Annotated in this window: 11 protein-coding genes and 1 pseudogene; 5 read left to right on the top strand and 7 right to left on the bottom strand. The window is 70.1% G+C overall.

Annotated elements, in window-relative coordinates:
* The first annotated feature begins 1 nt into the window (after window position 1).
* A complete protein-coding gene (locus tag ABD350_RS35225; RefSeq protein WP_344353171.1) occupies window positions 2–925 on the top strand; it encodes a carbohydrate ABC transporter permease in 924 nt (307 codons plus the stop codon).
* 188 nt (window positions 926–1,113) lie between these two features.
* On the opposite strand, the gene ABD350_RS35220 is transcribed toward ABD350_RS35225, so the two are convergent.
* The 6 genes from ABD350_RS35220 to ABD350_RS35195 all read right to left on the bottom strand — a co-directional run bounded on the left by ABD350_RS35220 (window position 1,114) and on the right by ABD350_RS35195 (window position 8,670).
* Window positions 1,114–1,704 carry a P-loop nucleotide/nucleoside kinase family protein gene (locus ABD350_RS35220; protein WP_344353170.1) on the bottom strand — a complete coding sequence of 197 codons (591 nt, stop codon included), beginning with the start codon at window positions 1,702–1,704 and terminating at the stop codon, window positions 1,114–1,116.
* The gene (locus ABD350_RS35215; protein ID WP_344353169.1) at window positions 1,701–2,042 is read right to left on the bottom strand and encodes a hypothetical protein; all 342 of its coding nucleotides are present in this window, start codon (window positions 2,040–2,042) and stop codon (window positions 1,701–1,703) included. The genes ABD350_RS35220 and ABD350_RS35215 overlap by 4 nt, the downstream gene beginning before the upstream one ends.
* A 388-nt stretch (window positions 2,043–2,430) precedes the next feature.
* Window positions 2,431–2,712, bottom strand: coding sequence for a hypothetical protein (locus ABD350_RS35210; protein ID WP_344353168.1), 282 nt, complete (start codon window positions 2,710–2,712; stop codon window positions 2,431–2,433).
* Window positions 2,712–7,448 (bottom strand): putative T7SS-secreted protein, encoded by a 4,737-nt coding sequence (locus ABD350_RS35205; protein ID WP_344353167.1) that lies wholly within the window; start codon window positions 7,446–7,448, stop codon window positions 2,712–2,714. The genes ABD350_RS35210 and ABD350_RS35205 overlap by 1 nt, the downstream gene beginning before the upstream one ends.
* A complete protein-coding gene (locus tag ABD350_RS35200; protein WP_344353166.1) occupies window positions 7,448–8,128 on the bottom strand; it encodes a hypothetical protein in 681 nt (226 codons plus the stop codon). The genes ABD350_RS35205 and ABD350_RS35200 overlap by 1 nt, the downstream gene beginning before the upstream one ends.
* Complete coding sequence (locus ABD350_RS35195) at window positions 8,128–8,670, bottom strand: hypothetical protein (RefSeq protein WP_382466905.1); 543 nt, start codon at window positions 8,668–8,670, stop codon at window positions 8,128–8,130. Before ABD350_RS35195 ends, ABD350_RS35200 begins: the two co-directional genes overlap by 1 nt.
* Before the next feature lie 219 nt (window positions 8,671–8,889).
* Between ABD350_RS35195 and ABD350_RS35190 the strand changes: the two genes are divergently transcribed.
* The 4 genes from ABD350_RS35190 to ABD350_RS35175 all read left to right on the top strand — a co-directional run bounded on the left by ABD350_RS35190 (window position 8,890) and on the right by ABD350_RS35175 (window position 13,648).
* Window positions 8,890–11,094: an MMPL family transporter gene (locus ABD350_RS35190; protein ID WP_344353165.1), complete on the top strand. Its 2,205-nt coding sequence runs from the start codon at window positions 8,890–8,892 to the stop codon at window positions 11,092–11,094.
* A 52-nt stretch (window positions 11,095–11,146) separates the two neighbouring features.
* Window positions 11,147–12,334 carry a sensor histidine kinase gene (locus tag ABD350_RS35185; protein ID WP_344353164.1) on the top strand — a complete coding sequence of 396 codons (1,188 nt, stop codon included), beginning with the start codon at window positions 11,147–11,149 and terminating at the stop codon, window positions 12,332–12,334.
* Window positions 12,335–12,378: 44 nt separating this feature from the next.
* The gene (locus tag ABD350_RS35180) at window positions 12,379–13,023 is read left to right on the top strand and encodes a response regulator (protein WP_344353163.1); all 645 of its coding nucleotides are present in this window, start codon (window positions 12,379–12,381) and stop codon (window positions 13,021–13,023) included.
* Between the two features lie 67 nt (window positions 13,024–13,090).
* Complete coding sequence (locus ABD350_RS35175) at window positions 13,091–13,648, top strand: NADPH-dependent FMN reductase (RefSeq protein ID WP_344353162.1); 558 nt, start codon at window positions 13,091–13,093, stop codon at window positions 13,646–13,648.
* Window positions 13,649–13,658: 10 nt separating this feature from the next.
* On the opposite strand, the pseudogene ABD350_RS35170 reads toward ABD350_RS35175, so the two are convergent.
* A pseudogene (locus tag ABD350_RS35170) lies at window positions 13,659–13,765 on the bottom strand (ribonucleotide-diphosphate reductase subunit beta); the annotation flags it as partial.

The raw sequence follows: 13,765 nt of genomic DNA, 5'->3' as shown, positions 1-13,765 counted from the left end.
CATGACCACCGACACCACCACCCCTGTCACGTCCCGCACCACGAAGACACACACCTCTGGCCCTCCCGCCGCCACGCGGCGGCGCAGGAGCAAGGCTCCCCGCAAGCGCAGTGCAGGCTCCTACGCCGTCCTCGCCGCGGTCACCGTCTTCGTCCTGGCCTTCCTTGCCCCGTTCGCGATCATCCTGCTCAACTCCTTCAAGACCAGCGCCGACTACCGGACCAACGGGTCACTGTCCTGGCCCGACCACTGGAACTGGGACATCATCGGCGACGTCTGGGAACGCGTCGACTTCACCCAGAAGCTTGTCAACAGCATCCAGATCAGCCTCGGCGTCGTCCTCATCGCCGTCGTCCTCGCCCTCTTCAACGCCTACGCCATCGGCATCGGCCGCGTCCGCTGGCGCACCGCCTTCCTCGTCTTCTTCCTCGGCGTCAACGTCCTGCCACAGGAAGGACTGGTCTACCCCATCTACTACCTGTTCAAGGAGATGGGCCTGTACGACGGAAAGTTCGGCTACACCATCCTCGTCGGCATCACCTACAGCGCATTCGGTACCTACCTGCTCTCCTCCGTCTTCAGCAGCTTCCCCCGCGAACTCATCGAGGCCGCCTCCCTCGACGGCGCCGGCCGCTGGACCATCCTGTGGCGCATCATTCTGCCCATGAGCTGGCCGACCCTGTCGGTGATGTGCGTGTTCTTCTTCGTCTGGAGCTGGAACGAGTTCCTCTACCCACTCGTCCTGCTCATCTCCAACGACAACCAGACCGTCCCCCTCGGCCTGTCCGTCATGCAGGGCCAGTACACCAGCGACCCCACCGCCCTGAGCGCCGCCGCCCTCCTTGGCATCATTCCCATGGTCGTCTTCTTCCTCATCTTCCAGCGCACCCTCACCCGCGGCGTCACGGCCGGAGCCGTCAAATAGTCGCCCACCGAGGGCCCACACCACCCCGGATCCGGCTCACACCTGCCCCGCCGCCGGATCCGGGGCTCATCTGCGCCAGTTCGTCCATTGCGGAGAACGGGCGGGCTCAGCATGGAAGAGGCCGGCGTCCCTGAGGGGCGTCGGCCTCTGCGTGTGAGCTTGTCGGTTACTCCGCTCTGAGCGACACGTCAGCTTTCCATCGTGCGCTCGGGTGACGCGCCATCGTGGACGGGTGCGCGGGCGAAGGCTGCGATATCCGGCAAAGCCGGCTGGTAGCCGTGTGAGGTGTTCACGGTCAGGGTGGGGACGTCCAAGGAGATCGGGACGAAGGAGTCGAGAGAGTGTCCTCCGGCGGCGATGGAGTCGAGCAGGTCTTGGTCGCCGTGGGCGGCCCGGTGGGCGTCTTCCTCGGCGCGCTGGACGATGCGGTCGTGGGCAATATCGGCGTCGGTGGTGCAGCGGATGACGCGGAGATGTGCGAGGCCGGTGAGCGGCTCGAGGTTCGGCCGCCACAGCCGGTCCTGGAAGGCCGCTTCAGCGACCACCGTGACGTCGGCCTTCAGGAGCACCTTAAGTACTCCGAAGAAGGCGTCCAGGGTCGGGTAATTGAGGGGATCGCCGCCGCCGCTCTGGTAGCCGGGATGGGACATGACCATGCCCTGTTTGATCTCGTCGCGGATGATCGCGGGGCATCCGAGGACACGGGCGAGTTCGTGGGCGAGTGTGGTTTTCCCTGTGCCTGGGCCGCCGCTCACGACGACCAGGGTCGGTGTGCTCATCGCGTCTTGGTCTCGTAAGTCGTCACAGCGGCCAGTATGTCGCCCACGAACCCGCTCCAGGAGCCTGTTTCCCGGGACCGACGCACCTCGGCGTCGAAGGGCACGGTCGCGAAGAGCGAACAGCCCGCCCCGGCGCCCTCGCGGCGGCATACCACGCGCTGCCGGCGCAAATGCGGGATCGTGTGCTTCTTGGCCTGGGCGTGGGCCACCCGAAGTTCGACCAGGACCACCACCGCCCGTACACACCCGCGAACTGCTGAGTGAGGCCCGCTGCTGGCACCGTCGGTGTCGGTGGTGCTGGAGGCCGACCCTGACAGGGCCCGCACGATGGCGCGCACAGCCCTCGCCCCCTACCTCGCCCAGGCGGACTATGCCAATGCCTGGCTGCGCTCCGGCTTCGGCGCGGACGACCTCGCAGCCCGTGGCAGTGACCGCCTCATCGGCTCCCTTTTCGCTCGGGGGCCCTTGACCGGACGCTCGGGCGGCAGGGGCAGAGGGGTTGCCTCTGGTTGCCTCTGAGCGACCCGGGTCGATCCGGGGTCGAATCAGAGCGATTTCCTCTGACTGCCTCAGATCGCCTCTGCAACCCGTCCTAGCAGGTCACAGCCGGTTCACTCCACGAAGCCGCAGGTCAGAAGGATGCTTCTGGAGAACCCGGCGTACAGCCCGACTCGTCTGCCGCTTCAGGCCACTGACCAGTGATCATCGACCTGTCATCGACCTGGATCAGTCCGTCTTGAAGGGGTTCAAGGTCAGGACCTCGTGAATGTCGAGGAAGTGGCATTCGCCGGTCTCGCTGTGTACCGAAATGCAGTTGGGGCCGTAGTCGAAGTACTTCTCGTCCCGGGTTTCGATATATTTCGTGGACTGGAAACCGAAATAGAAAAAGTCTCCCTTTTTCGTTGCGAATTCTCCGTTGCCGAACAGGGCGACCTGATCGCTCCACTCGCCGAACTTCTGACGCAGAGCCTCCGCCGCCAGCCGCTCCGCCTGTTCCATCGTGTACATTAGTTGGTCCTCATCAGCTTGAATGTCTTGTAGAGCATGGGATCGACGAAGCCTGTCTGCACATCGGAGAAGAGTACGCGGCCCTGGTGGTTCACGATGTTGAACACATGGCCTGCCATGCCTGCTTCAGGGCGCGCGGCCACCAGGCCCCGGGCCCCGTGGCCGGAGTTCCGGATGTGATCGACCATGTCCCAGAATCCGGTTTCCGTGAACTTTCTTCCGTACACGCTCTCCAGTCGATCGAGGGATTGGAGCGGGATATTACCGGGGACAGGTTTGATGCCCTCACCCGCAAGGTACCGGTCGAAGGCCTCGGCCACATAGGTGCAGTTGCTCATCCCTCCCTCCGGGTTGAAATGCGGTGCCAAGTGGGAGAGATTCGGTGTCTCGTACGGCTTGGGCGGGATCGGTGACTTCTGGGGGGCGAGGCCCAGGGGGTCGCAGGAGACGGAAGGGCGGTCCACGTAGCCGACAGGGTTGGCCGCCGGAGCCAGGCCGAGGGGGTCCAGGCTGAGGTAGTGGCCGATGTCGGGGTCGTAGTACCTGAGGTAGTTGTAGTGGAGGCCCGTCTCGGGGTCGAAGTACTGTCCCGGGAAACGCAGCGGAGTATAGGCGTGGCTCCGCACCGACCAGGACAGTTTCCCCCAGTTGGTCACCCGGGCGCGCCAGGCGATGTCGCCGGACTCGTCGATCAGCTCGCACGGAGTGCCCGAGAGATCGGACACGATCGCGAAGAAGCGGGCGTCCATCTCCTCCTGCGGGGCCGTGGCCATGGACCGGCGCTCGCTCTGCGCAACCGCTTCGGCCCCGTTGAGGTGCCACGTCAGGGTCACCGAGTCGGCCGAGTCCGCCCAGCTGGTCGTCTGCTCGCACATCGAGGTGCCGTCCCAGGTGAAGTCCACCTGTTCCAGTACGTCGACCCCGTTCCCGGCGATGCGCTGCTTGCCGATGCGCCGGCCCAGCGGGTCGTACAGGTACCGCCACACCGTGCCGTCCGGAGTGACGACCCGGGTGAGCCGGTCCTCCGCGTCCCAGCTGTACCGCCAGGTGTCCGGTTTGCGGGAGAGCCGGGTCCGCCGGCGCAGCACCACACGTCCCGCGGCGTCGTGCTCGTAGCGTATCCGGCCGGCGCGGACGAGGTCGGCGCCCTGGTAGCCGCGTTCGCCGCACCCGTCGTCGCCGAACTGCCGCGCGGGCCAGTCGGCGGCGGTCTGGTTGCCCAGCCGGTCGTACGCGTAGGACTCCGCCCACCTGTCCCCGGTGACCCGGGTGGTCCTGCCCGCCAGGTCGAGTTCGTAGTGCCGGGTGCCGTTCAGCTGGTCTTCGACCCTGGTCAGGCTGCCGTCCGAGCGGTAGGCGTAGGTGCGCGCCTGGACAGATCGGCGGGAATGGTCCACTGCCTGGGAGACCAGCCGGTTCATGGCGTCGAACGACCGGGAGACGGTCAGGGACTCGCCGAACCGACGGCTGACCTCGCGCCCCGTCCGGTCGTATTCCAGCGCGATGACGCGACCGTCGGCCGTGAGCCGGCAGGGCTTCCCGGCGGCGTCGTACTCCCAGGTGCTGACGGCGCCCGACGGTGTCGTGCGCGCGGTCAGGTTGCCGAACTCGTCGTACCGGTAGGTCACTTCACGGCCGTTGAGCCGCTCGGAGACCAGGCGTCCGTGCCGGTCACGGAGGAGGGTGAGCTCCGCGTGGCCGTTGGCGGCGTGGGCGATCTCGCCGGTGAAGTCGTAGGTGTACGTCATCACCTCCCCGTCGACGCTCTTGCGGACGATCCGCCCCAGTTCGTCGTGCTCGAACGAGACGACCTGGCCGAGGGCGTTCGTGCGGGACACCAACTCGCCGGCCGCGTTGTACGCGTACCGGATGAGCCGCCCGCCGAAGTCGGTTTCCGCGCTCAGTCGTCCGACGGAGTCGTACTCGTAACTCCACGTCTGTCCCTGGGGGTTGGTTACCCGGGTCAGGCGGAGTTCGTTGTCGTACGCGAACTCGTAACGGGAGCCGTCGGGTTCGACGCGCGCGGTCAGCAGGTCGAACGGGCCGTACTCGAAGCGGGTGACCGCGCCGACCGTGTTCGTGTGGGTGAGGCAGTTCCCCTCACCGTCGTACGTCCACGACTCCTCGGTCCCGTCCGGATTCCGGCGACGCGTGACACGGCCTTCGACGGACCATTCCAGCTCGCCGGTCGCACCGAGGGGATCCGTGAGGGCGGTCACGCGGCCGAAGGCGTCCCGCCGGTACCGCATGACGTTGCCCGCGTGATCGCGCACCTCGGCGGGCAGGCCGGCCGCGTCGCAGCGGATGGTGGTCACCCGGCCGTACTGGTCGCGCGTCGCGCAGACATGGCCGCGCTCGTCGTACGTCAAGTACGTCCGGCCGCCGGCCGAATCGGCCACCGAGGTGAGGTTCCCGCGCTCGTCGAACTCCTGGCGGAGCGTGCTGCCGTCCGGACGCACCAGACGCGTGAGCAGCCCGCGGGCGTCGTAGGTAAGCGTCGTGCGCCGGCCGTCCGGACGGACGATCTCCGTCACGTTCCCCATGGCGTCGTACCGGCGGGACGTCGTGCGGCCGACGGCGTCGGTCTCGGACAGCAGGCGGTGGAACCGGTCGTGGGTGAAGCGCCGGGTGTGCCCCGCCGGGTCCACCATGGCGACGATCTGGTGCAGGTCGTTGACGACGTACCGGCGTACGGCGCCCTCGCCGTTGACCGCCTCCGTGGTCCGCAGGCCGGTGTCCGGGTCCCTTTCGCCGTAGGACAGCCGCAGGCTCATATGCCCCTCGGTGCCGCCCTGCGCGACGCACCGGTCCCGGTCGTCGTACGCGTACGTGTACGCGTGCCCGTTGGTGTCCGTCCAGGAGGTGACGCGTCCCCGCTCGTCGTAGGCGAACCGGAGGGGCAGCCCGGAGGAGTTCCGGACCTCGGTGAGATTCCCTTCCGTGTACCCGTACCGGACCAGCGGGAGGTCGGATCCGCCCTCGCCCGCCCCGGCCAGGTACAGGCCGGTGACCCGTCCGCCGGCACTCTCGACGCGCAGGCGGTAGCCACCGCTGTGGACGACGGCCGAGGGCACTCCCGCCTCGTCGTACTCGAAGGTGATCCAGTCGCCGTTGCGGTCGTCCGTCTGTTCCAGGACGGCCAGGCCGGGGCCGCGGTCGGCGAAGTGCCAGGTGCGGCCGGTGCGGGGGTCCGTGACGGTGTAGCCGCCGTCCACCCGGTCCAGGGGGAGGCGGGGGCCGTGGCCGGGCAGGGTGGGCTGGCCGGGGGCGGGGTGGGGGTAGGACAGGAGGAGGCCGTCCTCCGTGACGTAGACGACTCCCTCGGCGTCGATCTCCAGGCGCTGGTCCAGGGTGGAGCACCAGGACGGGCCGAACCAGCGGCCCAGCCGGTAACCCGACTCGACGCGACGTGCGAGGACCAGGGGGAGCGCGCCGGGGAGGGTGACGTCTGTCTGCGGCAGGAACATCCTGCCGGTGGCGAGGTCGATCGGGTCGGTGCCGCCGCTGTAGACGGAGTCCGGCTCACGCGAGGGCCCGTGCGGGTCCTCGTTCACCAGATCCCGCGCCGTCTTCCGGGCACCCGTGCGCGCCCCCTGCTCCGCGGCCTCCTCCAGCCCCTGCTTCAGTCCGAGCCGGAGCCCGCCCCGGGCCAGTCCCGCGCCCTTGGTGCCGACCAGTTCGGGGAGCATGCGGCCGAAGAACTCGGAAGGGTCCTTCTTGAAGCTGTCGACGGCGGCCTTCGCGGCCCGCTCCGGATGGGCGGCGGTGGAGACCAGGCCGGAGAGCGTCATGCTGACGTTCTGCAGGTACGCGGCCGGGTGGGTGAGGTTGTAGGGGTCCACCGGGTTGAGCCCGCGGACGAAGTTGACCAGGCCCGCCGTGCCCTTGAGGGCTCCGCCCACGACATGGGTCAGCTCGGTGTTGACCGCCAGGTAGCCGTCTTTGAGATCGTGGCGGATCCGTTCCAGGGGCGGGGGTTCGGCCGGGGCGTGGGCGAGGGCTTCCTTGACCTTGTCCCGGGCCTCGGAGGCGGCGGTGTTGCGCTGCTTGCGGGCCTCGGCGAGCCTGTGCCGGGCGGCCTGGATCTTCGCCTTGCCCGGATCGTGGAACGTCCCCGGCTCCGGGCCGGGATCCTCACCCGCCTTCGCCTTCGCCCGGTACGTCTCGACCTTGTCCTTGTAGGCGTCGTACGCCTCCTTGGACGCCTTCACGCCCTCCTTGTAGACCGCTACGGCCTCCTTGGCCTCCCTCTGCGCCCACTTCACGGTGTCGGCGTACGACTCCAAAGCCCCGGCCGCCGTCTTGCAGGCCTCGGCCGCCTGGGTCCACTTGGTGGGATGGACGCCGAACTTCTTGCGGAAGGCGTCACCGCCCTCGCCCTTCCAGCCGGAGGAGTCGACCTTCTTCAGCCCCTGGCCGACCCTGTCGAACGCGCCATGGAAGTCCCGCAGATGCCCGGCGCTCGCGCGGATCTTCGCCGGATCGCCGTGGACGAGCTCGTTGGCCTCCTCGGTCTCGCCGAGCTGCTGCTCACCCGGCGTCGCCCCGAGGTCGGAGGCGACGCCGTCGCCCCAGTCCTCCACCACGTCGGCCCACTTGTGCAAGCCGACGTCGTCCAGTTTGTCGCCGACCTTGTCCGTGGCCCAGTCGACGCCCTCGCCGAGCTTCTTCTTGCCCTTGTCGTAGAGGTCCTCGGCACCGCTCAGCAGGGAGTTGGTCACATCCCCGAGGCCCATCAGCGCTCACCGTCCCGCTGCCCGGTGCCCTGCTGTCCGGCGGCGGCCCTGGCACGGTCCTCGGGGGAGGGGCCGAAGGTGTCGTCCAGCATCCGGTCGTACTCCTTGTCCGACATCCCCAGCGCGCTGTGCAGGTTCTCCGGGTTCATCCCCGGCACCGGCCCGATGGTGTGCGAGGTCATCACATCGCGTCCGGCGTCCTTCCAGCCCTGCTTGCTGTTCTCCCAGGCCTGCTCGAAGGACTCCTTGCTGTAGTCGACATCACCGCCGTACGCACCGGACCCGGCGATCTCGCCCCAGCCCATCTTCTCCACCTCCTCCTCGGAGGCGTACGGATTGCCGATGGCCGCGTTCTCCACGATCTTGAAGGTGCCCTCGACGTACTTGTCGGTCTCGTAGTACGTGCCCGCCGCCAGCCCGGTCTTCATGGCGAACCCGTTGCCCTCGTTGATGAGCGACCGCACGCCCCATTCCCAGCGCTCGCAGAAGGACTTGAACTCACTCGTCAGCCCCTCATGGCCCAGCTCCAGCCCGGACAGCGCGATGTCGGAGAAACCACGCCCGGCACCGGCCTCGCCGACCATGCCCAGTTCCTTCAACTCTCCCAGCGCGTCCGTCAGCCCCTTGGCGATCAGGCCGAGCCCCTCCGTCGCCAGGTCCTTGCCGCCGCCAGCCGTCACTACGCGACCCCCGTCCCACCGTCGACGTCCACCGCCACCTCGTCCGGCACCACCCCGCGCACCGGAGGAAAGACCATCCCTTCCTCACCGTCCGCACAGTCCAGCGCCACTCCGCACGGCACCCCGACCGCCGGCGCCATCGCGTCCAGCAGGCGTGCCCCGAGCCACCGCTGGTACGCCCACTCCCGGCCGCCCTCACCGCGCGCGAGCGCGAAACGGGCCAGCGCCGACTCGTCCGAGAAGGCGTAGATCCAGCGCACGCCGCCGAAATCGCCCGTCAGCGGGTCGCCCTCCTCGTCCACCGGCACCAGCACGGGCGTGCGCCTGAACTCGCCCAGCAGGGCGGCGAATTCCCGTCGTCTGCGCTCGGCGCCGTCCGGGCCTTCGGCGAGGGTTGCCGCACGCTCGGGCAAACCGGCGCCCTCGGACGCATCCGGCGCGGTCGTGTCCCGTTGGCCGTCAAACGTCAGGTCCACATAGTCGTACAGCGGTGACCTCGGCTTCCGTTCCGCCGATCCCGCGTCGCCCCCATGCTCACTCACGGCTGGATCATCACATCGGCACGTTCCGGATCGCAACGTGGGGCCGGGGCCCGGTCAGCAGACCACCGAGGTCCGGTCGAATACCGGGCGGAGCCCGGCTTACACGAGCGCGGACTGCCCGACCCCCGCCGCCGTACCTGGGGTCCACCACCCGGTGGACCCCAGGTTCAACCGGTCGCCGCTGTCGGCGGTGGGCCCCCGGCCAAGAGCATGGCCGGTATGAAGAATCTCCCTGTGCGTATCGCCGGCTGGAGTGCCGCCCACCCCTGGCGGGGCATCGTCGGCTGGCTGGTGTTCGTCGTGCTGTGCCTCGGAGTCGGCATGGCCGTCGGCACCAACGCGGCGACCACCGAGGACTTCCGTATCGGCGAGGCGGGACGCGGTGAGGCGATCGCCGCCGAGGGCGGGTTGCAGCAGCGGCCCGTCGAACACGTCCTGATCACCGCCAAGCCCGGCGGCGGACGGCTCGACACCGGTGACGCCGACGCGGCCGCCGCCGACCTCACCGCCCTGATGCGGGCGCTCCCCGAGGTCCGCTCCGTCGCCGCACCGGTGCGCGACGCTCGGCACACCGCCGTACGGGTCACCGTCACCCTCAACGGCCCCGAGCTGGAAGGCAAGAAGCACGTCGAGCCGCTGCTCGCGCGGACCGCCGCCGTGCAGAAGGCCCACCCCGGGCTGCGGATCGAGGAGACCGGCTCGCCCTCCATCAGCAAGGGCGTCGAGAAGCTGCGCGGCGACGACCTCTCGCGCACCGAGGTCATCGCCCTGCCGGTCACCCTGATCACCCTGCTGCTCGTCTTCAGCTCCCTCGCCATGGCCCTCGTACCGCTGCTGCTCGCCCTGTCCTCGATCGTGGCTGCCGTGGGACTGTCGATGGCGGCCTCGCACGTCTTCCCCGACGCGGGCATCGGCACCAACGTCATCCTGCTCATCGGCCTCGCCGTCGGCGTCGACTACACCCTCTTCTACCTCAAGCGGGAACGGGAGGAACGCGCCCGCGGCGGCGGCCGGCTGAGCCCGCGGGCCGTCGTGGAGATCGCCGCCGACACCTCCGGCCGGGCCGTCGTCCTCTCCGGGCTCGCCGTCGCCGTCTCCAGCGCCACCCTGTACCTCGCCGACGACGTCATCTTCTCCTCCATCGCCACCGGCGCGATCGTCGTCACCCTCGTCGCCGTCGTCAGCTCCCTGACGGTCCTGCCCGCGCTGCTCGCCATGATGGGGACGCGGGCGGAGCGCCGGGCCGGGCGCCGGGCCGCCCGCGGGCTCGCGCCGAAGAAGCCGAAGACGTACAAGGCCGGGCCCGGGCGGATCACCGCCGCCGTGCTGCGGCCCGTCGCCAAGCGGCCCGCCGCCACCCTGCTGGTCACGGTCCTCGCGCTGCTCGCCCTGGCCGCCCCGGTCCTCGGCCTGAAGCTCACCGACATGGGCCGCGAGACACACTCCCGCTCCATCACCGCCATGCGGGTCTACGACCGGCTCAACGCGGCCTTCCCCGAGCTGAAGTCCATGCACCAGGTCGTCGTCCGCGCCGACGCCGGCCGCTCGGCCGAGGTCACCGCCGCCCTGCGCGCGCTCGCCGCCGGCGTCGAGGACGACCCACGGCTGAGCGGCACCTCCACCCTGACCACCTCGCCCGACCGGCGGATCAGCATGCTCCAGCTCCACGTCCCGCACCACGTCAGCACGGACGAGGCCCAGACCTCCCTCAAGGACATCCGCGAACGCCGCATCCCCGTAACCGTCGGCAGGGTCCCGGGCGCCGAGACCGCCGTGACCGGTGACGTCGCCCGCTACGCCGACTACCCCACCCACCAGGAACAGAAGCTGCCACTGATCATCGGAGCCCTCCTGCTGGTCACCTTCGCCATGACCGTCCGGGCGTTCCGCTCCGTCGTCCTCGGCCTGGTCGGCATCGTCCTCAACCTGCTGTCCGCCGCCGCCTCGCTCGGCGTGCTGGTCCTGGTCTTCCAGCACACCTGGGCCGAGCAACTGGTCGACTTCACCTCCACCGGCTCGATCGGCTCCCGCGTCCCGCTGTTCCTCTTCGTGATCCTGTTCGGCCTGTCCATGGACTACCAGGTCTTCGTGATCAGCCGCATCCGGGAGGCCGCGCTGCGCGGAGTCCCCACCCGCAAGGCCGTCATCGAGGGCATCGGCAGCTCGGCCGGCGTCGTCACCAGCGCCGCCGTCGTCATGGTCACCGTCTTCGCCAGCTTCGCCGCCCTGCACCTGATCGAGATGAAGCAGATCGGCTTCAGCCTCGCCGTCGCCGTCCTGCTGGACGCCTTCGTCATCCGCATGCTGGTCCTGCCCTCCCTGATGCTCCTGCTCGGCGAGGCCAACTGGTGGCCCTCCCGGGGCGTGCGCCGCGCCCGCGCCGCCGCCGAACCCGCCCCCCGCCCGCTGGAGCCGGTGAACTGACCGCCACCGCCGATAGGATTCGCGAACACCCTTACGAATGAGGTGAGTCAGCGTGGGCCACGGGCAGCGGCAGCCGAGCGACCGGCTCACCCCGGACCGGATCCGGCTGGGGAACACGGCGGTGTGGATCCTGTTCGGCCTGCTGCCGACGGCCGGCGGCGTGCTCGACCGGTCGCCGGCCCGCAAGACCTGGATGCTGTGCCTGCTCACCCTGATCGCGCTGTGCCACACCGTCACCCTCCTCCGGCCGCACACCCGCCTCCTGAACCGCCGGTCCTACCTGTGCCTCCTCGCCCTCGCCCTCGGCGGCAGCGCGTACCTCCTCGACGGCGGGGCCGCCTTCTACGTCGTGTCCCTGCCGCAGTTCTGGCTCTACACCCGCACCCCCCGCGACGCGGTCACCCTCAGCGGCGCCGCCGCCGCGCTCACCGTGTTCGGCGGCACCCTCGGCCAGGGCTGGAGCCCCCAACTCCTTACCGGCAACACGGTGTTCACCCTCGCCGCCTACGCTGTCGGATCCGGCCTGGGCCTGTGGATCCACCGTTTCATCGGCCAGAGCAACGAGCGGCAGGAGCGGCTCACCGCCGAACTCGCCCTCACCCAGGAGGAACTGGCCCTCGCCCACCAGCGGCAGGGCGCCGCCGAGGAACGCGAGCGGATGGCCCGGGAGATCCACGACACGCTCGCCCAGGGCCTCGCCTCCATCGTCGTACTCGCCGAGGCCGCCCGCGCCGGCCTCACCACCGACCCCGGACGCAGCGCCCGGCAGCTCGCCTCCATCGAGCAGACCGCGCGGGAGAACCTCACCGAGGCCCGGGTACTCGTCGGCGCCGTCCCGGCGAGCGGTGTCGCACCCGGCTCGGTCGCCACCACCCTGCGCCGCACCCTGGACCGCTTCGCCCAGGACACCGGCCTCACCGTCACTGCCGAACTGCCCGACCTCGACCTGGACCAGCGCACCCGCGTCGCCCTGCTGCGCTGCACCCAGGAATCCCTCGCCAACGTACGGAAGCACTCCGGGGCCTCCACCGTCGGCGTCGTCCTGAGCGAAGTCCCCGGCGGTGTCGAACTGGAGATCACCGACGACGGCGACGGCTTCGTCGTCGCGGACTCCCGCGGGTTCGGCCTCGACGGCATGCGCCGGCGCCTCGCCGAACTCGACGGGGACCTCACCGTCACCAGCTCCCTGGGGGACGGCACCCGCGTCCTCGCCACCCTGCCCGCGCCCGCGCACGGCTGAGACCCGCCCCGGCACCCGCCACGCCGACACCCCGAAGGAACCGGATGACCGACACCGCCCACGACCCGGTCCGGGTCGTCGTGGTCGACGACCACGCCGTGATGCGCGCCGGAGTCGTGGCCCTGCTGACCGGCGAGCCCACCATCGAGATCGTCGGCGAGGCGAGCGACGGCCGCGAGGGCGTCGGCCTGGTCCGGCGGCTCGCCCCCGACGTGGCCCTCCTCGACCTGCGCATGCCGGTGCTCGACGGGGCGGCCGCCACCGCCGAGATCGTCGCCCTGCCGGTCGCGACCCGGGTGCTGATCCTCACCACCTACGACACGGACGCCGAGATCGAACGGGCCGTGGAGGCGGGTGCCGTCGGCTACCTGCTCAAGGACACCACCCGCGAACAGCTCGCCGACGCCATCCGCTCGGCGGCGCGCGGCGAGACGGTCCTCGCGCCCAAGGTCGCCGAACGCCTCGTGGCCCGCATGCGCCGCCCCGAACCCGTCGCCCTCACCGCCCGCGAACGCGAGGTGCTGCGCGCGGTCGCCGACGGCCTGTCCAACGCCGAGATCGGCCGCCGCCTTTTGATCGGCGAGGCCACGGTGAAGACCCACCTCCTGCGCGTCTTCGCCAAACTCGACGTCGGCGACCGCACCCGGGCGGTCGTCGTCGCCCTGGAAAAGGGCCTGTTGGCGGGGTGACGGCCCCACCCCGCGGCAGGCGCCGGCCCCCCGCGCCCACGGCAGGCGGAAACATACGCTGGGCGGTATGAGAATCCTCGGGTTGTGCGGGAGTCTGCGGGGCGGGTCGCTGAACGCGGCCGTGGTGCGGTCGGCGGGGGAGTTGGCCGTGGCCCCGCGGGAAGTCGTCGTCGATCCGGGGCTGGGGCGGCTGCCCTTCTTCGACGCAGATGTGGAGAGGTCGGCGTTGCCCGGGGTCGTGGCCGAATTGCGGAGTGCGGTCGGTGCGGCGGACGGGCTGCTCATCGTCACCCCGGAGTACGCGCACGGCACCTCCGGGGTACTGAAGAACGCCCTGGAGTGGCTGGTCGGCGGGGGCGAGGTCGACGGCAAGCCGGTCGCCCTGGCCAGCGCGTCCCCAGCGGCGACCGGCGGCGACCGGGCCCGTGCCTGGCTGGCCGAGACCCTCGCCGTGATGGGTGCCCGGGTGATCCCCCGCGAACTGCGCATCCCGCGCGCCACCCTGAAGATCGCCGACGGCCGGATCACCGACGAGCCCACCCGGGCGGCCCTGGCCCGTCTCCTGGACGACCTCGCCGACGCCGCCGCCGAGGCCCGTGCGGCCGGCGGCAGCCTGGCGTGCTGAAGGAGTCCGGTCAGAAGTCCTCGTCGAGGTCGACGGTGCCTTCGACGGCGACTTGGTATGCGGAGGGGCGGCGTTCGAAGAAGTTGGTGAGTTCCTGGACGCCTTGGAGTTCCATGA

The organism is Streptomyces nogalater (assembly GCF_039532885.1).
In the GTDB taxonomy this organism is placed as follows: Bacteria; Actinomycetota; Actinomycetes; order Streptomycetales; family Streptomycetaceae; genus Streptomyces; species Streptomyces nogalater.
The sequence above is the reverse complement of the archived record's forward strand: the minus strand, read 5'-3'. Positions and strand labels throughout refer to the sequence as shown.

Coding starts and splice junctions, on each gene's coding strand:
- ABD350_RS35180 (WP_344353163.1), top strand. CDS start 12,379: ATGACCGACACCGCCCACGACCCGGTCCGGGTCGTCGTGGTCGACGAC.
- ABD350_RS35190 (WP_344353165.1), top strand. CDS start 8,890: ATGAAGAATCTCCCTGTGCGTATCGCCGGCTGGAGTGCCGCCCACCCC.
- ABD350_RS35220 (WP_344353170.1), bottom strand. CDS start 1,704: ATGAGCACACCGACCCTGGTCGTCGTGAGCGGCGGCCCAGGCACAGGG.
- ABD350_RS35210 (WP_344353168.1), bottom strand. CDS start 2,712: ATGTACACGATGGAACAGGCGGAGCGGCTGGCGGCGGAGGCTCTGCGT.
- ABD350_RS35205 (WP_344353167.1), bottom strand. CDS start 7,448: ATGGGCCTCGGGGATGTGACCAACTCCCTGCTGAGCGGTGCCGAGGAC.
- ABD350_RS35175 (WP_344353162.1), top strand. CDS start 13,091: ATGAGAATCCTCGGGTTGTGCGGGAGTCTGCGGGGCGGGTCGCTGAAC.
- ABD350_RS35225 (WP_344353171.1), top strand. CDS start 2: ATGACCACCGACACCACCACCCCTGTCACGTCCCGCACCACGAAGACA.